The sequence below is a fragment of the Ralstonia mannitolilytica genome, from assembly GCF_905397375.1.
GTDB classification, from domain to species: domain Bacteria; phylum Pseudomonadota; class Gammaproteobacteria; order Burkholderiales; family Burkholderiaceae; genus Ralstonia; species Ralstonia mannitolilytica.
Genome location: NZ_CAJPVG010000018.1, coordinates 13,419 through 37,185, shown reverse-complemented (window position 1 = coordinate 37,185; position 23,767 = coordinate 13,419). Strand labels below are relative to the sequence as shown.

Below are 23,767 nucleotides of genomic sequence, written 5' to 3'. Positions count from 1 at the left end.
CAAGAAAAAAAAGGCGGCCCGAGGGTCGCCTTTCTTCATGGTGCCGCGAGCGGCTTACTTGCCTTCGCTGTTCGGCGTCTGGGCAGGGCCGCCCTGCTCCTTCATGGCTTCCTTGCGCTCGGCGCGGGCCTCCTTCCGCTGGGCCTTGCGGTTGGCCTTGGCGGCCTTCTTTTCTTCCTTGTAGGCGGCCTTGGCGTCGGCCTTGCGCGCCTTGTATTCGTCATTCGCGGCCTTGTCCTCGATGCGCTTCTGCACCAGCGGGTCGGGTGAGGACGTGGCCGGACCCTGGCCGCCCGGCGCGGTCTGCACGGTGCCGGTCGTCTGCGGGGAAGTCTGCGGTGCCGGCGTCATCTGGGCGAAAGCCGCCGACGCAGCCAGGGCGGCCGCCATGGCAAGCGCGGTTTTCAGTGTGGTCTTGGTCGGGCGCAGTTCCATCATGGTTGGGCTCCTTTCTTTTTACACGGTCATGGGAAGGTCTGACCGCATCGGTGGCGCGTAAGGCACACCGGAAGCGGTCTCGACGCGCTTCAAAGCGCACGCGCCGGGTGTTGCAATACACAACACCCTCAGTGCCGCAAGAAGCGCTCCCGGCCATCGACTACACTGCGCGCTGACATTCCTGCCACCGCCGCACCGTGCCTGAACCCACGTCTGATTTCACCCTGCTCGACCCACCCGCAGACGCCCTCCCGCTGGACGCCGGTGTTGCTGCCGACCACGTCGCCCGCGTACAGCGCTGGCTCGAAGACGCCGTCATCGGCCTGAACCTCTGCCCCTTCGCCAAGGCCGTGCACGTCAAGCAGCAGGTCCGCTACGTCGTGAGCCGCGCCACCTTGGACGGCGACGTGCTCGACCACCTGCGCGCCGAAGCCGAGCTGCTGCGCACCACCCCCGCCGCACAGATCGACACCACGCTGCTCATCGTCCCCGCGCTGGCGGATTTCCTGGGCTTCCACACCCTCACCGAGCGCGCCGAAACCCTGCTCGCCAAGGCCGGCTACGAAGGCGAACTGCAACTGGCCAGCTTCCATCCCGATTTCGTCTTCGCCGACGCCGCACCGGACGACATCGCCAACGCCACCAACCGCGCGCCGGCCCCCATCCTGCATCTGCTGCGCGAAGACAGCATCGCCCGCGCCGCCGCAGCCGTCCCCGATGCAGCCGACATCTACGAACGCAATATCGCGACGATGGAACGGCTGGGCCCCGAAGGCTGGGCAGAAATGGCAAAGAAGTTCGGCAAGATACCGCCCCGCGACTAACCAACTGACCAAAGGCAGCGACGGTCTGGCCGTTGATGCCCTAGATGGCGCCTTGAATTTCTGTTGCAGGGAGGAAAAAGGAAGGGAAACTGTCTGAGCGAAGCGAGTTTTTCCCTTCCCCTCCCTGCGACATAAATTCAAGGAGTGGGTCGCCATCTCGGGCGCGCCTTTCTTTGCTTACTTTCTTTGGCAAGACAAAGAAAGTGAGTCGCCCCCGGCAGGGGGTGAAACAAGGGATAGACCGGCACCAGCCATAAAAGCCGACGCCCGAAGAAACGACGCTCACACGCCTCGATCCACCGGCGGCGTCCACTGATACGCCCAAGTCTCAGACAGCAACCGCTCCCCCGACTGCAACGTCAGCGACAACTCAATCGGCGCATTGCTCGCATCCGGCACCACATCGAACATCGCCCGAACGCCATCGATGCTCGCCAGCGGCCGCGCCGACGCAATCTCCACCCGCCCGCGCGAGGCGCGGATGACGGGCTCCACAGTCGATCCCGCCGTGCTGCGCCCCAGCCGCGACAGCTCACCGCCGGCAAAGTCCACGACAAACCGCCACGAGAAGTACTTGCGCGGCTGCCCCACCACGCCGCCAATGCCCGTGCGCGTCGCGACCACGCGCGCCAGTGGCGAGGCCGCCGCGGGCTGCGCGCCCCACGTCAGCCGATAACCGAACGCCATCTCCTGCCCGGCCACGGGCGCCACCGCCGGCCGCCAGAACGCGACGATGTTGTCGAAGGTTTCGTCGTTGGCAGACAGCTCGACCAGCTCGACGGCGCCCTCGCCCCAGCCATGCGCGGGCTCGACCCACACGCTTGGGCGCTTCTCGTAGAAGACGCCGTCATCCTGGTAATGATCGGGATTGCGGTCGCGCTGCAGCAGGCCGAAGCCGCGCGGGCTGTCGTCGGCAAAGCGCTGGCTGCGCAGCATGGGCGGATTGGCTAAGGGGCGCCAGACCCACTCGCCCGAACCGCGCCAGATGGCCAGGCCGTCGGAATCATGGATCTCCGGGCGCCAGTCCGACGCGCGCCAGCGTCGCGCCGCGCTGTGGCGATCGCCTGCGCGGTCGGTGCGGTCGTTTTCGCCGTAGAGGAACATGCTGGTGAGCGGCGCAATGCCGAGCCGCTCGATCGGCTTGCGCACGAACAGCGTGGCGCCGACATCCATGACGAGCGTGTCGCCGGGGCGGATGTCGAAGCGGTAGGCGCCGGCCACGCTGGGCGAATCAAGCAGCGCATAGACCCGCACGACGTCGGCATCGGGCGCTGGGCGCACCAGCCAGAATTCGGTGAAGTCCGGAAACTCCTCGGCGCGCGGCAAGCCGGTGTCGATCGCCAGCCCCCGCGCCGACATGCCGTATTGCCACTGCCCGCCCACCGCGCGGAAGTAGCTCGCCCCCAGGAACGCCGCCACGTCGCGCGTCGGGTCCGCGCGGGTGGTCAGCCGGAACCCCGCAAAACCGAGATCGGCGGGCAGCGATGCGTGGTCGAGGCCGCTTTTGCCGTAGTCGAACATCGCCGCGTCGTAGGCGATGCGGTGCGCCCGGCCGTCCACGACTTCATACAGGCGCACGGGCGACTTGAAGAACAGGCCCAGGTGGAAGAACCTCGCCTCGAACGGCAACTGCTGCGCGGCCCACAACGCATGATCCGGGCGATAGCCGATCGACTGATATGCGTCCCAATCGAGCGCGGCGACGGCGGGCGGAAGCTGTGTGCCGCGCGGCCGGTATGGCCGGGCCGCCAAGGCCCGGGCGCGCGCCAGGAGGCGGGCTTCGTCAAACGGTTCCGACGCGCCGGGGGCGCTGCGGGACATTCCAGGTGCCAGGGCCAGGAGCCCGGCGGCCAACTGCTTGAGCAGGTCGCGACGATGCATGGAAGACAGCGGAGCCAGGGGTCACTCATCTTCGCACACCGCGCCCGGCCAGTCTCCCGGTCGAACCTTTCATTGGCCCCACAACCCTGCGGCATGGCCGGGAATGGCACGTTTCGGACAGATCGGCGTGGCATCGCACGGCCAGTTGGAGCACAATCCCGAGTCCGTTCACACGTGGAACGCCCGTGCGTCGCCTATGGTGAACTGACTCCCGCTCCCGCCGGCCGAGGCACGCACCGCTGAGGCCCGGCGCCACGATCATCACGGCGCACATGTTTCCAACGCCCTCCTCGCCCGCCCAGCCCGATCCGGCCGAGCCGTCCGCCGCGCTTGCGGCTGCCCTGGAGTCCTTCGACCGGTACTACGACGACGTCCTGCTGCCCATGTGGCTCGGCCCCGGCTGGAATGCACAGGCCGGCCTTTGCTATGAAGCGCTCGTCCAGGGCAGCGATGCGCTGGTGCCTGCCTCTGCCTCGCGCTACCGGGCGATGGCGTGTGCGCGGCAGCTGTACACGTTCGCCCGCGCGACGCAGCTTTCCGCCCGGCACCGCGATGTCTGCGCCGAACGCGCCGCCGCTCTGTGCCACGCACTCGACACACGGTTTCGCGACACCCTCCACGGCGGGTGGGTGTTCGCGATCGACAGCGCGCTGGCGCCGCAAGACACCACGAAGGATCTGTACACGCACGCGTTCGTGCTGTTTGCGGCGGCCCACTGGCTGGCCGTGAGCGACGACCCGCGTGCCGCCGCGCTCATGCGCGACGCGCACGACGTGATCACACATCGCTTCACGCACGTGGGCACGACGCCGCTACCCGTGGCAGCAATGGACGCCACCTTCAGCCAGACCGTGTCAGGCGTCGCCCAGAACCCCGTGATGCACCTGACCGAGGCGTACCTGGCCGCCGCCGCGCTGCGCGAGGCGCCCGCCTGGGCCGAAGCCCGCGTGCACGCCCTGGCAGAAGGCATCCTCGCGCGCTTCATCGACACGCACACCGGCAGCATCACCGAGTTGCCGATCGACGCGCCGAACACCGACAACCGCATCGAGCCCGGCCACCAGTTCGAATGGTTCTACCTCGTGCGCGCGCATGCCGAGGTGTTCTCGCGCGCCGGCGCCGGGCGCCGGCTGGCCGAGACGCTGGCCCGCGCCGTCGACAGCGCCTGCCGCCTGGGCGTGGATGCCGACACCCATGGCGTCTGCCTGGCGCTCAACCTGGACGGCACGCCGCGCGACGCGAGCCAGCGCATCTGGGCGCAAACCGAGTACGGCCGCGCGCTGGCGCTGTGCACCGGGACGCACGGTGCGATGCTCGCGCAGATGCTGCCGGCGTGGTCGGCGCGCTTCCTGCACGCGCACGGCTGGAACGAGGTGATCGACGCCACGGGCCAGCGCCTGCGCGCCGACATGCCGTCGAGCACGCCGTACCACATCACCACGTTCTACGAGGCGATCCGGGCAGCCCTGTCCGGCTCGTCCGCACGTTGTACCCAAGCTGTTGAGTGAGACACATCATGCATACCCACAACCCCAATGAATCCAAGGCCCGCGCCATCTTCCGGGTGGTCAGCGGCAACTTCCTGGAGATGTACGACTTCATGGTCTACGGCTATTACGCCAAGGCCATTGCCGACACCTTCTTCCCGGCCGGCAACGAGTTCCTCTCGCTGATGCTCTCGCTGGTGACGTTTGGCGCGGGCTTCCTGATGCGCCCGCTGGGCGCGATCTTCCTCGGCGCGTACATCGACCGCCACGGCCGCCGCGCGGGGCTGATCCTCACGCTCGCGCTGATGGCATGCGGCACGCTGCTGATCGCGGCGGTGCCCAGCTACGCCAGCATCGGGCTGGCCGCGCCGCTGCTCGTGCTGATCGGACGCCTGCTGCAAGGCTTCTCGGCGGGCGTGGAGCTGGGCGGCGTGTCGGTCTACCTGGCCGAAATCGCGACGCCGGGCCGCAAGGGCTTCTTCGTGAGCTGGCAGTCAGGCAGCCAGCAGGTGGCCGTGATGTTTGCCGCGCTGCTGGGCGTGCTGCTCTCGCTGGCGATGCCGCCGACTGAAGTGAGCGCATGGGGCTGGCGCATCCCGTTCGTGGTCGGCTGCCTGATCGTGCCGTTCCTGTTCATCATCCGCCGCTCGCTGCGCGAGACGGAAGAATTCGAGAAGCGCAAGCACCGCCCCGACATGGCGGAGGTCTTCCGCTCGATGGTCGAGAACTGGCGCCTGGTGGGTGCAGGCACGCTGCTGGTCGTGATGACCACCGTGTCGTTCTACCTGATCACCGCGTACACGCCGACCTTCGGCAAGAGCGTGCTGCACCTGTCCGACATGGACAGCCTGATCGTCACGCTGTGCGTGGGCGCATCGAACCTGTTCTGGCTGCCGGTGATGGGCGCGGTGTCCGACCGCGTCGGCCGCCGTCCGCTGCTGATCCTCTTTACGGTGCTGATGCTGCTGACGGCCTATCCGGCCATGGTGTGGCTGGTGGGCGCACCGTCGTTCGCGCGACTGCTGGCGGTGGAGCTTTGGCTGTCGTTCCTGTATGGCAGCTACAACGGCGCAATGGTCGTTACCCTCACCGAGATCATGCCGCCGGCCGTGCGGACCACGGGCTTCTCGCTGGCATACAGCCTCGCCACCGCCATCTTCGGCGGCTTCACGCCGGCGATTGCCACGTGGCTCATCCACGCCACCGGCAACAAGGCGATGCCGGGCGTGTGGGTGTCGTTCGCTGCGCTGTGTGGGTTGATTGCCACGCTGGCGGTGGTCAAGCCGGCCGGCAAGCATGTGCATGGGGCGGCGACTGTGTCCTGATTGGCTGGTGCTGAATGCTGTGTATGGAGGTCCCCTGGGGTGTTGGCTCTGGGGGATTTTTTTGTTTGTGGTGCATCCGTTGTTTCACCCCCTGCCGGGGCCGATACAAGGGATGCACCACCAGCAACAAAATCAAGCAACAAACCCCCACCCCCCAAAACCCCTACTGAATCACCAACCCATTAGGCCCCACCACCCCCAACTCCACATAGTGCGACCCAGGCCGAGACCGGTCCGAAAAATCCACCACAAACCCACCGCCCACATCAAAGTTGCGCAGGTGCGCCAGTTCGCGACGCACCTGCTCCCGCGTAGGCTTGGGCCCCGCACGCCGCATCGCTTCAGCGAGTACCTTGGCGGCAACAAACCCCTCCACTGCCCGGAACGACGGCTCAACATCCTTGGCGCCCACCACGGCACGCGCCCGGTTGAATTCTCGGATGATCGGGTTCACGGCCTTGCCGGGGTTGGGCATCACCAACGCGAGCGAATAGCCGCGCACCGCATCGATGCCCGCCACCTTGAGCAGGATGCCGGGGTCGATGGACGACAGTCCCAGCAGTTGCGCGCCGCCGCCGCGCGCGCGGTATTGCTTGACGAACTGCGCGGCCGGCTCGGCAGTGGCGCCAAGGAAGATCGCCTGCACATCGGCGTCGAGCAGCTTGTCGACAGCCGCACCCACCGCTGCGGTATTGCGCGGGTACGAGGCGGTGGCCGCAATCGCCAGCTTGTGGGCCTTGAGCGTGCCCTCCACGCCGGCCAGGGCTTCCTTGCCCAGCGCATCGTCCTGGTACAGCACGCCGATGCGCGTAATGCCGATGGTGACGAGCGCGCTCACCATCTTGTCGATCTCCTGCTGGTAGCTCGCCTTGATGGGGAACACGAGGGGGTCGCCGGTCATGGTCGAGGCACCGGTGGCCGGGCCGACGAGCGGCAGGTTCGCTTCGGCCAGCACGCGGTTGCGCATCAGCGCTTCGACATTGGCGGTACCGACCACCGTGAGCACCGCGACAGGGTTGTCGATGCGCGCCATGTCGCGCACGTTGCGCACGGTCTGCTCGACTTTTTGTTCATCGTCGCGGGCGACCAGGCGGATGGTCTCGCCATTGATACCGCCTTCGAGATTGAGCCAGTCGAAATACAGCCGCGCGCCGGCGTGGAGCGCCCGCCCCGTCGCGGCCTGTGAGCCCGTGAGCGGCAAGGACTGGATGACGCTGATATCGGCCTGGGCGGCCGATGCCGACAGCATGGCGCCCGCCGCAAGCACGGCGCCCCATGGCCGGCGCAGGCCCGCCAGCCAGCGCGCGCTCCGGCAGCGCGCGTGATTTCCCGTTTGCATGATTCGCACCCTTCACCGCGGCCTCATGGGCGGCGGCGTTTTGTCGAGATCGCGGCGGTTGTCCGTCCTGCGATCCACTTTGTCGTTGTATGGCGTCCAACACGGTGACGCGGCCGATAGCCTGCCATCGCGCAGGGGCTTTCGACAAGCCCCGCCAGCCGTTTTAGACTCGCCGGATCGTCCCTGTCGCAAACCCGCCATGCCGCAGCGCATCCTGCCCACCGACATCGAAGGCCGCACGCCGCCCACGCCGGCACGGCCGGTGCGGCTTTACACGCGGCAGATGGACGCCAACACGCGCTTCCCGCGCCACACGCATCCGTGGGCGCAGGTGGCGTACAGCCACAACAGCGTGCTGCGCGTGCAGGCCGGCGATACGGCGTGGGTCGTGCCGCCCTCGCGGGCGATCTGGATTCCGCCGGGTATCGAGCACGAGGTGTGGGTCGTGGAGGCCGCCTTCCTGCGCACGCTGTATGCCGACCCGTCGGTGGTGACGGGCACGCTCACGCAGTGCCGCGTCATGGAGGTCTCGCCGCTGCTGCGCGAGCTGATTGCCGCGATGGACGTGCGCCAGCCCTTGCCCGCGGCGCGCGAGCAGGCGCTCGCCACGCTCATCCTCGACGAGCTGCGCCGTAGTGCGCCGCTGCCGCTCGATCTGCCGATGCCCGCCGACAAGCGCCTGCGCGCCCTGTGCGAGCGCGTGATGGCCGACCCCGGCACATCGCTCACCTTTGACGATCTTGCCCGCCACGTGGGCGCCAGCACGCGCACGCTGGCGCGGCGGTTCCGCGATGAACTGGGTGTGAGCTTCTCGCAATGGCGACAGCAGGCCGTGCTCGCCAGCGCCATCCCGATGATGTCGCAGGGGATGCCGCTCGCGCAGGTGGCGCAGGCGCTCGGCTACAACAGCCAGAGCGCGTTTTCGGCGATGTTCCGGCGCGCCTTCGGCAGCAGCCCGAGCGCGTTCCTGCACCGGCCCGGCAGCGACGAGCCCAACTGAGCCGCCGCGAAGCCGCGGGGCTAAATCAGCGGCATCGCCATCGCAGGCAACTGCACCGCAAAGCGTGCGCCGCCACCGGGCGCCGCGTCGAGGTGCACCTCGCCGCCGTGCACGAGCGCAATGCGGCGCACGATCGCCAGCCCGAGGCCGAAGCCGCCGGTGTGCCGATCGCGGCTCGCATCGAGGCGCAGGAACGGTTCGAACACGCGCGCGCGGTCGGCAGGCGGAATGCCGGGCCCGTCGTCCTCCACCGTCAGGCACAGCGCACCTGCCGGGCCCGCTTCGGCCCGGATGATGATGGTGTGCTGCGCATAGCGTGCGGCGTTGCGGATCAGGTTGAGCAGCGCGCGTGCCACCAGACGCGGGTCGCATACATGGTGCGTAGGTGCGGCATCGGCGTGTACCACCAGCGCGAGCTGGCGATCGGCCACGTCATTGGCAACGCTGCCGACCACGCTGTCGAGCCATTCGCCCACCGCCACGCGCATCAGCACGAGGTGCGTGGCGCCCTGCTCGAGGCGGCTCAGCGCAAGCAGCTCGGTCACCAGTTCATCGAGTTCCCGCACGTCGCGGCGCAGGGCATCGACGCGGACGGCGCGCTGATCGTCGGACAGCGGTGACTGCAGCAGCGCGATGCCGAATTCCAGCCGCGCGATCGGCGTCTTCAGCTCGTGCGAGATACCGTTCATCATCTCGCGCTGGTGCTGGATCGAGCCCTGGATGCGCTCGGCCATGTCGTCGAACTGCCGCGCCAGCGCATACACGTTCGAGCGTTTGCGCAGATTGGCGCGCGTGGACAACCTGCCGGCACCAAAGGCGCGTGCGGCCTCTTCGAGCGTGCGCAGGTCGCGCCAGTGCGACCACACCCACAGCATCAGCGGCAGCAGCGCGGCAATGGCAATCAGGCCGTAGGCCATCGCCTTGATATGGCTGTAGTCGATGTCGTCGGCGTGCGCGTGCAGCACGGCGCCGTCCCGCAGCGGCAGGTAGTAGTCCTTGCCGTTCGTCAGCAGCACGAGCTTGTCCTGGGCGAGGTCGCGCCGCTGTTGCGCGGACAACGCAGGCACGGCGGCCGGATCGACGACATCGAATCTCTCCCACGCGTTGTCGTTCAGCCGCGCGATGGCAGCCTCGCGGGCGTCGCCGGCGCGATCGAGGTATTCCCGCAGGGCGAAGGCGTAGCCTTTGCGCAGTTCGCGCTCGCCGTGCGTGAGCGTGTCATGAAACAGCAGGACGAACGACTTGTTGACGGCGACCAGCGCCAGCGCAGCCGCCAGCACGACCATCGCATACAGCTTGAACAATGACTTGAACACGCTCAATCCTCCCAGGCCGAGGGGCTGAACAGGTAGCCGCGCCCCCAGATCGTCTTGATCTTGTGCGGCTCGGGCGACGCGTCGCCAAAGCGGCGGCGCAGGCGCGAGATGCCGGAATCGACCGTGCGGTCCAGCCCGTCGAATTCAATGCCGCGCAGCTGCTTGAGGATGTCGTCGCGGCTGAGCACGGTGCCGGCGGCGCGCGCCAGGATCAGCAGCAGGTTGAACTCCGCCGTCTTCAGATCGACCGGCTGCCCGCGCCACGTGACGGTGCGGTTCGGCGGCGAGATGACGAGTTCGCCAAAGACCAGCGTGTCGTCGCGCGGCGTCGCCGGCTCGGACGTCGACATGGCCGGCGACGCGCGGCGCAGCAATGCGCGCGCGCGGGCCACCAGCAGACGCGGCTCGATCGGCTTGAGCACGTAGTCGTCGGCGCCGATCTCGAGGCCCGCGACCTGGTCGTACGTGTCGACGCGGGCGGTCAGGATCAGCACCGGCACGCGCGAAAACGCCCGGATGCGCCGGCACACCTCCATGCCGTCCATGTGCGGCAGCATCAGATCCAGGATCACCAGCGCCGGCTGGTGCTCGCGCACGGCGGCCACGGCGATGTCGCCGCGGCGCACCACGTCGACCGCAAATTCGTAGTTGCCCAGGTATTCACTGACAAGCTGCGCGAGGCGATCGTCGTCCTCGATCAGCAGCACCTTGGTCTTGAGCGGCCCCTCGGTCATCGCTCATACCCCCGTTTGTTCTTTTGATGGCCGGCAGTGTATGCGCGCTGCCTTGCGAGTGGTTGGCCCGGAAAAACTTGCAGACACTCGCACACAATTGCGCACAACTTCCCGGCAATTTCCAGACAGACGTGCGGGCGGCCACTGGCCAGACTGCGGGCTCTTCCTTCTTCCGAAGATCCTTCAAGAGGTCCCGACCGTGTCCAAACGTCTCTCCCGTCTTTCCCTGCGGTTTTCCGTGCCGTGTCTGGCCATGCTGACCGGCCTGTGGCTGCCGTCGCCGGTCCATGCCGACGAGGCGTCGTATTCGCTGTCGCTCAACGTGGGGGCGGCGCCGCGCTACGAAGGCAGCAAGCAGTACACCGTGACCGCCGGGCCAGGCTTCCGGGCGGACTTCGGCAACGGCTGGTTCATCGACCCGCTGCAGGGCGGTGCCGGCTATGCCATCCGCTTCCTGAACGGCATGTTCGCGTCGGCCGCGCTGTCGTACGACGCCGGCCGCACCGAGCGCAACCGCTACGGGCGCGCAGGCTCGGACCACCTGAAGGGGATGGGCGACATCAAGGGCGCGTTCCTGGGCGTGTTCACCGTCGGCACCAAGGTGTGGGGCGACGCCACCGCCAGCGCCACGTTGGAAGTGCCGGTCAGCCACCGCGAGCGCGGCTGGTCCGGGCATCTCGACCTGAACACACCCGTCGTGGAATGGGGCAACGACACGATCAGCGTGAACCCGAGCCTGCACTTCGGCTCGCGCAAGTACATGCAGACCTATTTCGGGGTGACGCCGCAACAGTCGGCCAACAGCGGCTTTGCCGAGTACGACGCCAAGGGCGGCGCCACGGCCGTCTCCGTCACGGTGGCGTGGCGGCATACCTTCTCGCGCCACTGGGCACTGCAGACCGCCGTGGGCGCCACGCGCCTGCTCGGCAACGCCGCCAGGAGCCCGATCGTGCAGACCAGGCAGAGCTACTTTGGCGGCACGGGGATCGTCTACACCTTCTGAGGCGGCACGCTCAGGCGAGTGCATCGAGCCAGGCGATGGTCTCGCGCCACCACGGCGCCCCCGACGACGCACGGAAGAAACCCATGTGGCCGACGGCCTTGGCGCCCAGCGCGGCGCCACCCACCTGCCGCCGCGTGACACGGGCGGCCGGAAACTGTGCGACGAGCGCATCGATGGCGCGCGCGGGCGCGAAGGCATCGTCGTCGAATCCCCAGGCAAGCAGCGGCACGTTCAGCCGCGCGTAGCGGGACGTGTCCAGACCGGCGCGCGGCGCGAACACGTAGCCGCGCCGACGCGCCAGCCTGGCCCAGTCGGCGAGGATGGTGGAAGGGATCTCCATCGGCCCCATGCCGATGCTCGACAGCGGCAGACAGCCGCCGCGCGCGGACCGCACGGCCAGCGGAATCCGCACGTGCAGCAGCCACGCAAACTGCACGCGGCCCAGCCCGCCGCCCCAAGGCCACAGCCGCGCATTGGCCAGGGAAGACGCCACCTGCACGAGCGCATCGGCATGCACGATGTGTGGGGCCAGGGCCGCCAGTTGGCCCCCCGCGCTGTGTCCGAGCACCACCAGCCTGCGGCCGCCGCAGCCTTCGGGGACGAGCGTGTCGCGCACCCACTTCAGCACGGCGTCGATGTCGTATCGGCCCCAGTCGGCAAAGCGCGGCACGCCCGGGCCGCTCGCAAGCGCCGGCCCGATGCCGCGATAGTCGAACGTCACGACGCGCCAACCGGCCAGGCACAGCGCCCGCGCGAAGGCATCGTAAAACTGGCGCGGCACGCCGAGCGCCGAGCAGATCACCACCGTGCCGCGCGCGCCCAGGCCGGGGCTGGCGACGGTCACCGGCAGCGTCCAGCCGTCGGCGGTGCGAACGTGGTCTTCGCGGGTGGGAAGCGCATCGGCGGGGTAGTCGATGGGATCGCGCTGCATGGGCACTCCACTGGGCGGGTCGAGGTGCCTGCAGTATTGGCGGCGCCCGGCGGGGTCACAATTACGCGACAGGTAATCGCGGCACCTACTTCCGTCTGCTTCAATACCGCCATGAACCCGCGCCAGTCCGAAGACACGCCCGCCATGCTTGATGAAGCCCGCAGTGCCCCGGTGCCCGCCGAGCCGCCCGAGGCGGCAGGCTCCCGCTTTGCGCAACTGCTGCGCTTCTGGCGCAACCGGCGCGGCTACAGCCAGTTGGCCCTCGCGCTGGCGGCCGGCGTGTCGCAGCGGCACGTGAGCTTTCTCGAATCGGCCCGCGCGGCCCCGAGCCGCAACATGATCCTGCAGCTTGCCGAAGAGCTGAACGTGCCGCTGCGGCATCGCAACCAGATGCTGCTGGCCGCGGGCTTCGCACCGGCCTACCCCGAGCAGGGCCTGGGCGCCCCGGCCGACGAGGCCTCCCCCATGATGCAGGCCGTGCGCCACGCGGTGAAGCTCATCCTCGACAAGCAGGCGCCGTATCCGGCCATCGTGCTCGACCGCTTCTGGCACCTGCTGGATGCCAACACCGCCCACCGCCGCCTGATGCGCTGGGCCATCGGCGACGACCGGTCCGAAGGCGCGCCCGGCGCGGTCAACATGATGAAGCTGGTGTTCGACCCGACGGCGCTGTGGCCGGCCATCGTCAACCGCGAGGCCGTTGGGCGCTACCTGGCCCGGCGCGTTCGGCAGGAGCTGGCGCTGCACGCCATCGACCCGGCCACGCAGCGGCTGCTGGACGACATCCGGGCGCTGCAGCCGGCGCTGTTCGAAGCGGCCGATGCGCCCCTGCCGACCGGGCCCGCGTCCGATGCCGGCGACCCGCCGCCGTTCCTCCCCGTCACGCTACAGCGCGATGGCCTGACGATCTCGCTGTTCACCACGCTCACCACGCTGGGTACGCCGCGCGACGCCGGGCTGCAGGAGATGCGCATCGAGTGCTTCTATCCGGCCGACGAGGCGTCGCGGCGGGCGCTGGAGCGTATGACGTTGTAAGACACGCCGCATTGCAACGAGAATCATTCTCATCTATATTGGCCGGTCGATTTTGCCCTTCGTCCGGCGGCCGTGGCGCCGCCAATGTGCTCGATGACCGACCTGTCACATCCCCCGCTTTCCACCCAACCGGCCGCCCGCCCTGCCAAGGCCAAGGCCGATCACCCGGCCAATCGCCGCGCCACGGTCGTGCGCTGGCTGCGCAAGACGCATGGCTGGTTTGGCCTATGGGGTGCGGTGATGGGGCTGATCTTTGGCGTGTCCGGCATCTGGCTGAACCACCGCGCGGTGATGAAGCTGCCGGTGGCGCAGCAGCGCACCAACACGCAGATCGCGCTGCCTGACCCCGTGCCGGCCACGCCGGAGGCCATGAACGCCTGGCTGCAGCAGGCGCTGAAACTGCCGGAGCCGGCCGCCCGCGTGCGCGTGGAAAAGGCCAAGCCGGTGGCCTGGGCCGAGCGCCCCGCCAAGGGCAAGGACGGCGAGACCGCCGCCGCCAAGCCGCTGATGCAGCCCGAGCAATGGACATTCAACTTCGGCAGCGCCACCACGCAGATCCAGGCGGAATACTGGGCTGGCAACCGCTCGGTAGCGATCCGCCAGACCGACAACGGCTTCCTCGGCACGCTGATGAACCTGCACAAGGGCGTCGGCATGACGGTGCCGTGGATTCTGCTGGTGGATACGCTGGCCGGCTGCCTGATCTTCCTGTCGATCTCAGGCCTGTGGCTGTGGGTGTTGACCACCAAGCGCCGCACCGTCGGCTGGACGATCTTCGGATTGGGCAGTCTGCTGGCGATCGGTCTGGCCATCGCGCGCCTGTAGCGCGCTAGGCCGGCGGTGCGGACGACGCCACCGCCGCCGTCTCGCGCTTCTCGCCGGCCGGCCCAACCCGCGTCATCCACTCCTCGAACGCCGGCGAAGTCTGCAGCACCGTCGCCGGCGTCGCCAGCGCGACTTTTTCCTTGTCGAACGTGTCCTTCACCACGACGTTGAAGGCGCGCAGCACATCGGCCTGCTTCTGCGGCAGCGTCTTGAAGCGGCCCTTGACGATCATCGCGCCGCCCTCGAAGCGGTCCAGCCCGAAAATCTCGGCCCCGCCCAGCAGCGTGTACGCAAAGCGCGGTTCGCCGGCCACCTGGTCCGCGGCAGCGCGCACGAGCTCGATGGCCTTCTGCGGATCGGCATCCATGGCCACCCGCACTTCGAAATCGGCAAACGAGTAGTCGCGCGAGAGGTTGCGCACGGTCTTGATCTGGCTGAACGGGATCGACAGCACGGCGCCCGTGCCGTCGCGCAGGCGCACCGTGCGGATGGTCAGGTTGACGACGCTGCCGGAGGCCACGCCCACATCGACCACGTCGCCCACGCTGATGGTGTCCTCCATCAGGATGAAGATGCCGGTGATCAGATCCTGCGCCAGCGACTGCGCGCCAAAACCCACCGCAAGGCCGATGACCCCCGCGCCGGCGACCAGCGGCGTCACGTTCACGCCGAGATTGGCCAGCACGCCAATGCCCGCCGTCACCACGAGCGTGACCTTCAGCCCGTTGCGCAGCAGCGGCAGGATCGTGCGCGCCCGCGTGCTCGGCTGCGCGCGCGAGGTGGCCGGCGAGAGCGCCTGCAGGATCGCCGTATCGAGCAGGATCCACACGAGCCACGTGGCAAACACCGTGCTGATGAGCCCGACCAGCGCATCGGCGATGCGCTTGCCGTTGACGGAGCTGTGCGTCACCTCCACCAGCGTGTGGCCCCACACGCGCAGCGCCAGCTCGACGAACACGATCCAGATGCCGAGCTGCAGCAGCGCGGTGAAGAACTGCTTGAGCCGCTCCACATACGGCGACGTGCGTGCCATCCGCAGGCGCAGGCGCCAGCTGGCGCGCGGGCGCACCACCACCGTCAGGAAGAGGGCTGCCACCAGCAGCAGCGACGTCATCACCGCACGGCGCGAAACGGCGTCGACGTTGTCGGGCATGGTCAGCGTGGCGAGCAACGTCACGCCGGCCAGCAGCACCACCGGCACCGGCCATAGCGTCGCCATCAGGCTGCGGAGCTGGTTGCCGGCATGCTCGCCCTGGCGCAGCTCGAGCGGGCGGTTGGCGATCAACTGGCCGACAGCGCGACGGGACCACAGCGCGCCCACCGCGAGCATCAGGGACGAAACGGCGTTGCACGCGGTGGCCAGCAGCAGGCTGAGCGCACCACCCAGCACCAGCGCGACGCGCGGATCCACCAGCGCATCGCCGCAGGCGCCCAGGCTCGCGGCCAGGAAGATCGGCCACATGCAGCGGCGCAGCAGGTACTCCACCGCCACGCGCCGGTGCGCGCTGCCGGCAAACAGCGAGAACAGCATCGCCACGCCCGCCGTGATGATCGCGCCCCACACGATCGCGTAGGCCAGCACCACCGCCAGCACGAAGCCGGGCGAGGCGCTCTCGCCCAGGCGCATCAGCACCGCGAACGACACGGCCCACGGGCCGATCTTGCGCAAGGCGTCGATGAACAGCGCCCGCGTGGTCGGGTGCCGCCCCAGCCCCGCCTGAATGCCGAAGACGCGGCGCAACACCCAGCCCAGCCCGAGCAGGCCGCCGGCAATCGCCGCCCAGATGCCCACGGTGCCGACAAAGTCGGCCGCAAGACGCGCGCGCTTGTCGGGGGCGAGGAGGAGGCTCACGTCGCCGCTGGCCGCTTCGATGCGGCGCAGCCAGTAGCGCGGAGCGCCGGCCTCGACGTCGGCCTGCAGCGAGCCGTTCTCGATGAGCGAAGCCACCGCGCCGAGCAGCCCCGGCGCCTGCTCGGCCTGCGCATGCTGCTGGGCCGCCACACCGTCGCGCAGCTGCTTGAGCTCGTTGACGAGCGCGGCGCGCTGCTGGTCGTTGTCGAGCAGCGTGATGACGGTATCGAGCGACTGGCGCGTCTGCGCAGGATCGGCGGCAGGCGCCGAGGCAGCGGAGGTGGACGTCGGCAGCCCGGCAAGCCTGGCAAACGGCACCGGTGCCGACTGCGCCGTACCGGCCATCATGAGAAACCATGCCGCGATCCACCATCGCCGGCAGCAGAACAGGATACGAGTAGGCATGACGAAAGAAAGCGCGATCGTGCAGACAACAATCACGGCACGATACGCGAATTCGCGCCGGGCGCGTCGGCGTTATCGCCTGGCGCCAGGCGGCAGCGGTGCACGCCGCCACAGCCACGCCGCTGTGGCAAGCGCACTCGCCATGCACGTCATCACCAGCGCGACCACGCCGGCCCAGCCCCACGGGGCGTAGAGCTTGCCGCCCGCCGTGCCGATCAGGCTCGAGCCGAGGTAGTACGCCAGCAGATACAGTGCCGCAGCCTGTCCCTTGGCCCGCTGCGCGCGGCGCCCGACCCATCCGCTGGCCACCGCATGCGCGCCGAAGAAGCCAAAGGTCAGCAGCGCAATGCCGCCAATGACAAGCGCCAGCGGCACGGCCAGCGTCAGCAGCACGCCGGCCGTCATCAACGCCGTGCCGGCCATCAACATGCGGCCCCGGCCATGGCGGTCGGCCAGCCGTCCGAACCACGTCGATGCGCCGATCCCCAGCAGATACACCATGAAGATGCCGCCCACCGCAGTGTGGCTCAGGGCGTACGGCGGACCGAGCAGCCGGAAGCTCGCATAGTTGTAGACCGTGACGAATCCGCCCATCAGCAGGAACCCCATGGCGAACAGCGCACGCAGGCCCGGTTCACGCAGATGCGCGGCCAGCGTGTCGAACAGGTCGCCGGGCGACACACCGTGGCGCGGCACGAAGCGGCGCGACGGCGGCAGCAGCCACAGGAACGCCAAGGCGGCCAGCAGGCCGAGCGCGCCGGTGAAGCCCATGGCGGCGCGCCAGCCGGCGTAGTCGGCGGCGGCGCCCGTGAGCACACGTCCGGCCATGCCGCCGAACGCCGTGCCGCCCACGTACAGCCCCATCGCCAGGCCCAGGCCCTGCGGATGCACCTCTTCCGCCAGATACGCCATCGCCACGGCCGGCACCCCGCCCAGCGCGATGCCGAGCACGGCCCGCGTGGCGAGCAGCCCATGCCAGCCCGGCAGGACGGCCGCCGCCAGCGTCAGCGCCGATGACAGCAGCAGCGACACGCCCATCAGCGTCTTGCGATGGATCGACTCCGAGAGCAAGCCCGCAAACAGGATCGCAAACGCCAGCAGCAGCGTCGACACCGACAGCACGAGGCTCGTCTGCGCCGGCGTCAAGGCAAAGTCGTGCGCCAGCAGCGGCATCAGCGGCTGCACGCAATACAGCAGTGAAAACGTGGAGAACCCCGCTGCAAACAGCGCGAGGTTCGCCCGCAGATAGCCGGGGTGGCCGCGCACGAGCCAGCGGGAAGGATCAGCGGGCTCGATGGGCGCCACGGCTGCGGAAGCGGAAGAATCGGTCACGTGAGGGCGGTGGGAACAGGCGCGCGGGGCAGGCGCCTATTATCGTTCGCAAGCGCCGTGCTTGCCGTGCCGCGCGACGCACGGGGCGCGGCATCGGTCTTGCTGCGCGCCAGCCTCTGCATGCTTCTGGCCCAACCATGGACACCACCACGCTCTACTACTGGCCCGAAATCCAGGGCCGCGGAGAATTCGTCCGCCTCGCGCTCGAACAGGCCGCCGTGCCGTACGTGGACGTCGGCCGTGAAGACGAAACCGCCATCGAGGCCTTTCTCGACGACGCCGGGATCGCCACGCCGCCCTTCGCGCCGCCGTTCCTCGTCGTGGGCGACCTGGTGATCCCGCAGACGGCCAACATCCTGCTCTATCTCGGCCAGCATTACGGCCTGGCGCCGCACGACGAAGCCGGAGGCCTCTGGACGCACGGCCTGCAGCTCACCCTCGCCGATTTCGTGGTGGAGATCCACGACACGCACCACCCCATCGCCGCAGGTGCCTATTACGAAGAGCAGCAAGCCGAAGCCAAGCGCCGCGCGGCGGATTTCCTCGCCCATCGCGCGCCCAAGTTCCTGCGCTACTTCGAGCGCGTACTCGATCGCAACCCCGCCGGCCCGACCTGGGCCGTGCGCGATGCGCTGACGTACGTGGATCTATCGCTGTTCCAGATCGTGGCGGGGCTGCGCTATGCGTTCCCGCGCCACATGCGGCGCTACGAGCGGGAACTGCCGCACCTCGTGGCGCTGCACGATCGGGTGGCCGCGCTGCCCAACATCGCGGCGTATCTGGCATCGCCACGGCGCATTCCGTTCAACACGATGGGCATCTTTCGCCACTATCCGGAGCTCGATGCCGGCCAATGACAAGCCCGGCACGAGGCCGGGTCGATGCGATGGCGCGGTGCGTTCAGGCCGGCAACCGCTGCCGCACGTCTTCGAGCGCGGCCGGCCAGCCTTCGACGGCGTGCAGATCGTGGATGTCCTGCAGATCGATCAGCAGATCGACCACGCGGTCGTCGTCCACGTTGATGCCGGAGGCGCGCAGCGCGCAGGCGAGCGGGTCATCGCTCGGCACGCGCAGCAGGCTCACGCCCAGGCGCTCGATGGCGCTGCAGTAGACCGCATCGTCGATGAGGATGCCGACACCGCAGCGGCGGTTGTCCAGCCCACGATAGCGCGGCTCGCCGTCGGCGTCTTCGGAGCGGCAGCGCTGCGTGAGCAGATGCGTGCGCACGCGTTCAAAAATGTCCTCGATGGCGAGGAACGTCCCCTTCCCTTGCATGGGTGTCACCTTATGTGCGGTGATCTGGTGCCGGTCTGGCGTCAGAATGTATCGACGAGCGCGCCGCTCAAGCCAAACTGGCGGGCAATCGAATGCAGGCGTTCCTTCCACTCCCACGTGCCGAACACGTCATGCGCGTTCTGCAGCTTGGAGAGCAACTCGACGGTGTCGCGGTCGTCCACGTCGATGCGGGCCTTCTTGAGCGCGCGGCGCAGCGCCACGACGCCGGCGTCCATGTAACGCGGAATCTCGTTGGCAGGCTTGAGGATGTAACGCACCGGCACGCTTTCCATGGAGGTGGTGTAGTCCTGCACGCCGATCAGGTTGCCGATCGGGCAGCAGCGGCCGCCCTGGCCCCGGTACGCCGCGCCGCCGCGCGGAAGGATCGCCGCGCCGCCCTGGCCGAACAGATGGCGGACGGCGCCATCGTAGATTTCCTGTTTGCTGAGATATTGCGTCTTCATGTTCTTTCCCCTGACCCCAGGTCTGCATGCGTCGCCGATTCGGTGTTTCCCTTCCGGTCTGACGTTGCGTGACAGGCCGTCCGTGCGACCTATCTTGGTTCAGGATGCACCAGAACCATGGGCCGAAAAAGGACGGGAATGTAAGTCATTTTTACCGTTTGCTTTTTGGCAACGGATTTCCCGCAAAGGTGCGCTGGGCAACGCTTTGCGGGTGCTTCCCGCTCCACGCGCATGACCCATTTTCCGGCCTTGTGATGCGCGATCGCAACAGCGTGTGCGTGACGGTGCGCGCAGGTGGCGTAGGCGTCGTAGGCCTCGCACTTACATCCCGATGGGCTGGTCTGCGTGCCCGAGGCAGAAGCCGCGATGATCGTGGTGGGCGCACATCGGCATCACTTCGTAGCCGGCGGCGCGCAGCAGCACGGCGCGCGTTGCGACCTCCACCGGAGGCAGCGGCCGACCGGAGTGGCGGTCGCGCACAAGACGGCCCAGCTCGCCAAACGGCTGGCGCAGCAGATGGTCCAGATCGAGCGAACCGCAGTACCGCATCACATCACCTACAGAAGAAAGCCGTGGCCACCGGGCGCCGGGGCATCACATCGATTCGTCGGCCAGTACGGGCGGAGCGACCAGCGTCTCGCGCACGCGAGCGTACGCGGCACGCTGCGCCCAGATGGCCTCTGCCAGCGCGGCGATGAGCCGCTCGCGTGGCAGGCCGAGGGGCGCTGCGCCGACTTGTGCCTGCACTGTGCGGAGCGCTTGCGTCACTTCGGCACGCCATCGCGCATCGACACGCTGGGTCATGTTGTTCTCGCTGATCGACTGGCGGGTTGGCGGATGGGATTCCGCTCTTGCCCGGGAAAAACGGCACCCGGCGCCGAAACTTGATTGCCGGCCGACGGCGTGCAGTGCCCCCGGGGCTCCTCCAAACGGGTCTCCCCCATTCGCGCAGCAACTTCGGCGCGCGCATGCGGCCCAACCGGTTCTGAAAACCGCACCCCGGGCCTGTTCACCGCTGTGGACGCCCCCTGCAATGGAGTGTCACGTGTCTCGATCATCCTTCCTGCGCCGTACGTTGCTGGGCTGCGCCTGCGCGCTGGCCCTGCCCGCCATTGCCGCCGGCGCGCCGGACCCGCGCCAGTACATGCATGGCATTGGCGCGGTGCCGGCCGGCGCGCCCAATACCTTCAACGTGTTCTTCAGCTCATCGGGCCTGCCGCCGCGCGGTGCCGACCGCTCCGGAAGCTGGCCCCACGACGTGTATGTCGCGCAATGGCACGCCGATACGGGCAAGCTCGACACGCCGCGCATCTTCATCCAGAAGCCCGAGGCGCAGGAGCCGGTGAGCGTCGCCCGCAACCGCGCGGGGCAGGTCATGGTGTCGTTTGAAGACGGCTGGAATGCGCCCGAGAACGTCAACCAGCGCTTCGGCATCTACGACACGGCGCTGCGCCCGATCAAGGCGTATCCGCAGCAGGTGGAATCCGGCGGGCACTCGGGCCACATCGCGGCGGTCGGCGACCGCTTCGTGGTGTTCTATTCCGATGGCTGGGTCAACGGCGGCGGCGTGGACAACCTCGGCAGCGGCAACGGCGTCTACGTGAAGGTCTACGACGGGCGCGGGCGCCGGCTGCACAGCGTCGACATCGCCGACGGGCGCCGCGAATGGTGGCCCATGGTGGCCGGTGGCAGCACCCATGCGCTGCTGGCCTGGCAGCAGTTCGTGCCCGATCGCACCGAGGCCAACCTGAAGATCGCCATCCTGGACCCGGCCACCGGCCGCGTGAACGGCGAGCAGCTGCTGCACCAGCACGTGCAGTACTACACGTACAGCGTCACGTGGATGCCCGCCATCGAGCGTTTCCTGCTGGTGGGGGTGGCCAAGGGCAATGGCTTTGCCGACCTGATCGACAGCACGGGCAAGGTGCGCGCCTCGATCCCATGCATGCCGGCAACGGTGCGCGAGGCCGGCATCGCCGTGAACGACCGCACCGCCTACACCCCCGCCGCCGATGGCCGGCTGCTGCAGCTGCAGGCGGGCCCCGATTCCCTCACACTGTCGGGCACGCTGAGCAACGCCGACGGCAAGCCCGCGCGCTGGCGCCCGGTTGGCAGCATCGGCCTGCTGCGCACCTCGGGCACGCTGGACTGGCTATCGCTGACGGAGCAAGGCCTGGAGCAGCTGCACTTCGACCCCAACAAGGCGCAGCCCGCCAACGCGACCGATCAGTGCCGGTGACGATTCACGCGTCGCTGGCCAGCACGCGCAGGCGCACCAGGCCGCCCCAGCGGGCGTACATGGCATCGGCAATGCGGGCACGCTCGGCGGCGAGCGCAGCCGGCAGGATGAGGTCCACCTCCACGGCGCCATCGACGTAGTGCAGCACGCAGTGGCGGGCGTCCAGCGGCGTGCCGGCCGGCAGCAGCTGCGCCAGGGCCGCGCGCAGGGCGTCGCGGTCAGGCAGCGGCCCCGGGTCGGTGGCGATGCGCTCGCGCGGGTCGACGTGGATCTGCACGTCGAGCACGGCCATCGCCGTATGGGCGGCCAGCGCGTTCGTGCGCGCCCGCACGGCAATCGCGTGGCCTTCGCTCACAGAGACACGCGGGTCCACCTCGATATGCGCGTCGACCAGCGCCTGGTCGCCCGTCACGCGCGTGCGCAGATCGTGTACGTTCATCACGCCCGGCGTGGCCGCCAGGCTCGCGCGGATGGCCTCGACCTGCGCCGGCGGCAGCGCGCGGTCCATCAGGTCGTTGAGCGCCTCCCACCCGAAGCGCACGCCCACGCGTCCGATCATCAGCCCCACCACGCACGCGGCGACCGGGTCCAGCCAGTGATAGCCGAGCAGGTTGCCCGCCACGCCAATGGCCGCCACCAGCGACGACACCGCGTCGGAACGCGCATGCCACGCATTGGCGATCAGCATGCGTGAGCCGATGCGCTTGGCCACGGCCAGCATGTAACGGAACAGCCCTTCCTTGGCGCCCAGCGCAACGAGGGCCACCACCAATGCCAGCCCATGTACGGGCGTCGGCCCCTGCGGCGAGCGCAGGCTCTGCACCGCGGCCCAGATCATGCCGGCGCCCGCCCCCACCAGCAGCAGGCCCAGCCCCAGCGATGCGGCGTTCTCGTAGCGCGCGTGGCCGTACTGGTGGTCTTCGTCCGGCCCCTTGAGGCTGTTGCGGTTGGCGACGAAGACGATGCCGTCGGCAATCAAGTCCGACAGCGTATGCAGTCCGTCAGCGACCAGGCCCTGCGAATGCGACCACAGCCCCGCGGCGATCTGCCCCGCCGAGAGCAGGCAGTTCACGCCCGCGCTCACCAGCGTGGAGCGTTCGGCGCCTTGTTGGCGTGCCGTGGCGGACGGCGCAGTCGGCTGATTTGACGTCATGGAGGTCGATACCGGAAACCGCCCGCATTGTGCCACGCGCCCTGCGCGGCGCACGGCACGGGCTGGCGGCGCAGGCTGAGCAGGGTCCAACAGATTTGCACAGATCTGCACCAGAAGCGCGCAGATCGGCGCCAATGAATAGGACTTTTCCGATGTTCCCGGCCTGCAGCATCAGCGATTCTCAGCAGCGCGGCCAACACGTTGCCGCGTGTTACGTGCCTTCGGAGATTCGCCCCCATGCAGCATCCCATTCAACTCGTCATTGCCGATGATCACCCGGGCGTGGTGGCCGCCGTGCGCAGCCTCGTGTCGGCGGCCGGCGGTTTCGAGGTGGTCGGCGAGGCCGGCAACGCCGACGAACTGCTCGCCCTGCTCGGCCGCGTGCGCTGCGACCTTGCCATCACCGACTACGCCATGCCGGGCAGCCGCTACGGCGACGGCATCCTCCTGCTCGAGTTCCTCGCGCGCCGCTACCCGGACCTGCGCGTCATGGTGCTGACCATGCTCGAGACGCGCGCGCTGATGAGCAACATCCTGCGCGCAGGCATCAAGGTCATCGTCAGCAAGGCAGACGAGCCGCAGCACATTCTCGAAGGGATCCAGGCGGCGCTGCACGACCGCATCTACCTCTCGCCGCAGCTCGATGCCAAGCTGATCCGCCGCGCGCGCGCGGCGGAACCCCCGGCCGACGACCCGATCGCCCTGCTCGGCAAGCGCGAGCTCGAGGTGCTGCGCATCTACGTCACGGGCAAGACGGTGACCGAGATCGCCGTGCAGATGAATCGCAGCGTCAAGACCATCAGCACGCAGAAGCAGCACGCCATGCGCAAGCTGGGCCTGCATACCGAGGCGGCGCTGTTCGACTTTGCCGTGCGCCACGGGCTGCTCGGCAGCGCAGAGGGCTGACGC

23 protein-coding genes are annotated in these 23,767 nt (G+C 68.6%); 10 read left to right on the top strand and 13 right to left on the bottom strand.

What is annotated here, in order from left to right; all coding sequences use genetic code 11:
- Positions 1-54 precede the first annotated feature (54 nt).
- The gene (locus KHN96_RS21705; protein ID WP_045785083.1) at positions 55-438 is read right to left on the bottom strand and encodes a hypothetical protein; all 384 of its coding nucleotides are present in this window, start codon (positions 436-438) and stop codon (positions 55-57) included.
- A 197-nt stretch (positions 439-635) separates the two neighbouring features.
- Here KHN96_RS21705 and KHN96_RS21700 point away from each other — a divergent pair, with 197 nt between their 5' ends.
- A complete protein-coding gene (locus KHN96_RS21700; RefSeq protein WP_062739630.1) occupies positions 636-1,262 on the top strand; it encodes a DUF1415 domain-containing protein in 627 nt (208 codons plus the stop codon).
- Positions 1,263-1,544: 282 nt separating this feature from the next.
- Here KHN96_RS21700 and KHN96_RS21695 read toward each other — a convergent pair whose 3' ends face one another.
- Positions 1,545-3,143 carry an OpgD/OpgG family glucan biosynthesis protein gene (locus KHN96_RS21695; protein ID WP_062739629.1) on the bottom strand — a complete coding sequence of 533 codons (1,599 nt, stop codon included), beginning with the start codon at positions 3,141-3,143 and terminating at the stop codon, positions 1,545-1,547.
- A 272-nt stretch (positions 3,144-3,415) separates the two neighbouring features.
- Here KHN96_RS21695 and KHN96_RS21690 point away from each other — a divergent pair, with 272 nt between their 5' ends.
- Positions 3,416-4,651: an AGE family epimerase/isomerase gene (locus tag KHN96_RS21690; protein WP_062739628.1), complete on the top strand. Its 1,236-nt coding sequence runs from the start codon at positions 3,416-3,418 to the stop codon at positions 4,649-4,651.
- A gap of 8 nt (positions 4,652-4,659) precedes the next feature.
- On the top strand, positions 4,660-5,955 hold the full coding sequence (gene tcuC / locus KHN96_RS21685; RefSeq protein ID WP_045785086.1) for an MFS transporter: 1,296 nt from the start codon (positions 4,660-4,662) through the stop codon (positions 5,953-5,955).
- 163 nt (positions 5,956-6,118) lie between these two features.
- Here the strand turns inward: tcuC and KHN96_RS21680 are convergent, their stop codons facing one another.
- Entirely contained in the window at positions 6,119-7,294 is a 1,176-nt protein-coding gene (locus KHN96_RS21680) for an ABC transporter substrate-binding protein (RefSeq protein ID WP_045785087.1), read from the bottom strand.
- 199 nt (positions 7,295-7,493) lie between these two features.
- Here KHN96_RS21680 and KHN96_RS21675 point away from each other — a divergent pair, with 199 nt between their 5' ends.
- Positions 7,494-8,294, top strand: a complete 801-nt coding sequence (locus KHN96_RS21675; RefSeq protein ID WP_045785088.1) for an AraC family transcriptional regulator — start codon at positions 7,494-7,496, stop codon at positions 8,292-8,294.
- A 20-nt stretch (positions 8,295-8,314) separates the two neighbouring features.
- Here KHN96_RS21675 and KHN96_RS21670 read toward each other — a convergent pair whose 3' ends face one another.
- Positions 8,315-9,610, bottom strand: coding sequence for an ATP-binding protein (locus KHN96_RS21670; protein ID WP_062737750.1), 1,296 nt, complete (start codon positions 9,608-9,610; stop codon positions 8,315-8,317).
- A 2-nt stretch (positions 9,611-9,612) separates the two neighbouring features.
- The gene (locus KHN96_RS21665) at positions 9,613-10,344 is read right to left on the bottom strand and encodes a response regulator (RefSeq protein ID WP_045785090.1); all 732 of its coding nucleotides are present in this window, start codon (positions 10,342-10,344) and stop codon (positions 9,613-9,615) included.
- 199 nt (positions 10,345-10,543) lie between these two features.
- On the opposite strand from KHN96_RS21665, the gene KHN96_RS21660 reads away from it, so the two are divergent.
- A complete protein-coding gene (locus tag KHN96_RS21660) occupies positions 10,544-11,347 on the top strand; it encodes a MipA/OmpV family protein (RefSeq protein ID WP_238587543.1) in 804 nt (267 codons plus the stop codon).
- 10 nt (positions 11,348-11,357) lie between these two features.
- Here the strand turns inward: KHN96_RS21660 and KHN96_RS21655 are convergent, their stop codons facing one another.
- The gene (locus tag KHN96_RS21655) at positions 11,358-12,278 is read right to left on the bottom strand and encodes an alpha/beta hydrolase family protein (protein ID WP_062737748.1); all 921 of its coding nucleotides are present in this window, start codon (positions 12,276-12,278) and stop codon (positions 11,358-11,360) included.
- A gap of 144 nt (positions 12,279-12,422) precedes the next feature.
- Here KHN96_RS21655 and KHN96_RS21650 point away from each other — a divergent pair, with 144 nt between their 5' ends.
- Both KHN96_RS21650 and KHN96_RS21645 read left to right on the top strand, forming a co-directional pair.
- The gene (locus tag KHN96_RS21650) at positions 12,423-13,313 is read left to right on the top strand and encodes a helix-turn-helix domain-containing protein (RefSeq protein WP_115044416.1); all 891 of its coding nucleotides are present in this window, start codon (positions 12,423-12,425) and stop codon (positions 13,311-13,313) included.
- A 93-nt stretch (positions 13,314-13,406) separates the two neighbouring features.
- Positions 13,407-14,138, top strand: a complete 732-nt coding sequence (locus tag KHN96_RS21645; RefSeq protein WP_062737756.1) for a PepSY-associated TM helix domain-containing protein — start codon at positions 13,407-13,409, stop codon at positions 14,136-14,138.
- A gap of 4 nt (positions 14,139-14,142) precedes the next feature.
- Here the strand turns inward: KHN96_RS21645 and KHN96_RS21640 are convergent, their stop codons facing one another.
- Both KHN96_RS21640 and KHN96_RS21635 read right to left on the bottom strand, forming a co-directional pair.
- Complete coding sequence (locus KHN96_RS21640; RefSeq protein WP_062737746.1) at positions 14,143-16,395, bottom strand: mechanosensitive ion channel family protein; 2,253 nt, start codon at positions 16,393-16,395, stop codon at positions 14,143-14,145.
- Positions 16,396-16,467: 72 nt separating this feature from the next.
- Complete coding sequence (locus KHN96_RS21635; RefSeq protein ID WP_045785095.1) at positions 16,468-17,727, bottom strand: MFS transporter; 1,260 nt, start codon at positions 17,725-17,727, stop codon at positions 16,468-16,470.
- Positions 17,728-17,864: 137 nt separating this feature from the next.
- Between KHN96_RS21635 and KHN96_RS21630 the strand changes: the two genes are divergently transcribed.
- Positions 17,865-18,584: a glutathione S-transferase gene (locus KHN96_RS21630; protein WP_062737745.1), complete on the top strand. Its 720-nt coding sequence runs from the start codon at positions 17,865-17,867 to the stop codon at positions 18,582-18,584.
- A gap of 43 nt (positions 18,585-18,627) precedes the next feature.
- On the opposite strand, the gene KHN96_RS21625 is transcribed toward KHN96_RS21630, so the two are convergent.
- From KHN96_RS21625 to KHN96_RS21610, 4 genes are all read right to left on the bottom strand, one after another.
- Positions 18,628-19,002, bottom strand: coding sequence for a hypothetical protein (locus KHN96_RS21625; protein ID WP_062737744.1), 375 nt, complete (start codon positions 19,000-19,002; stop codon positions 18,628-18,630).
- A 41-nt stretch (positions 19,003-19,043) separates the two neighbouring features.
- Positions 19,044-19,466, bottom strand: coding sequence for a hypothetical protein (locus KHN96_RS21620; RefSeq protein WP_045785098.1), 423 nt, complete (start codon positions 19,464-19,466; stop codon positions 19,044-19,046).
- A gap of 321 nt (positions 19,467-19,787) precedes the next feature.
- Positions 19,788-20,015 (bottom strand): hypothetical protein, encoded by a 228-nt coding sequence (locus KHN96_RS21615; RefSeq protein WP_062737743.1) that lies wholly within the window; start codon positions 20,013-20,015, stop codon positions 19,788-19,790.
- Between the two features lie 45 nt (positions 20,016-20,060).
- Entirely contained in the window at positions 20,061-20,270 is a 210-nt protein-coding gene (locus tag KHN96_RS21610) for a hypothetical protein (protein WP_045785100.1), read from the bottom strand.
- A 241-nt stretch (positions 20,271-20,511) separates the two neighbouring features.
- Between KHN96_RS21610 and KHN96_RS21605 the strand changes: the two genes are divergently transcribed.
- Complete coding sequence (locus KHN96_RS21605; protein WP_373994656.1) at positions 20,512-21,705, top strand: hypothetical protein; 1,194 nt, start codon at positions 20,512-20,514, stop codon at positions 21,703-21,705.
- A gap of 4 nt (positions 21,706-21,709) precedes the next feature.
- Here the strand turns inward: KHN96_RS21605 and KHN96_RS21600 are convergent, their stop codons facing one another.
- Positions 21,710-22,858 carry a cation diffusion facilitator family transporter gene (locus tag KHN96_RS21600; RefSeq protein WP_045785102.1) on the bottom strand — a complete coding sequence of 383 codons (1,149 nt, stop codon included), beginning with the start codon at positions 22,856-22,858 and terminating at the stop codon, positions 21,710-21,712.
- 237 nt (positions 22,859-23,095) lie between these two features.
- Here KHN96_RS21600 and KHN96_RS21595 point away from each other — a divergent pair, with 237 nt between their 5' ends.
- Positions 23,096-23,764, top strand: coding sequence for a response regulator (locus KHN96_RS21595; RefSeq protein ID WP_045785103.1), 669 nt, complete (start codon positions 23,096-23,098; stop codon positions 23,762-23,764).
- The last annotated feature ends 3 nt before the right edge of the window (positions 23,765-23,767 follow it).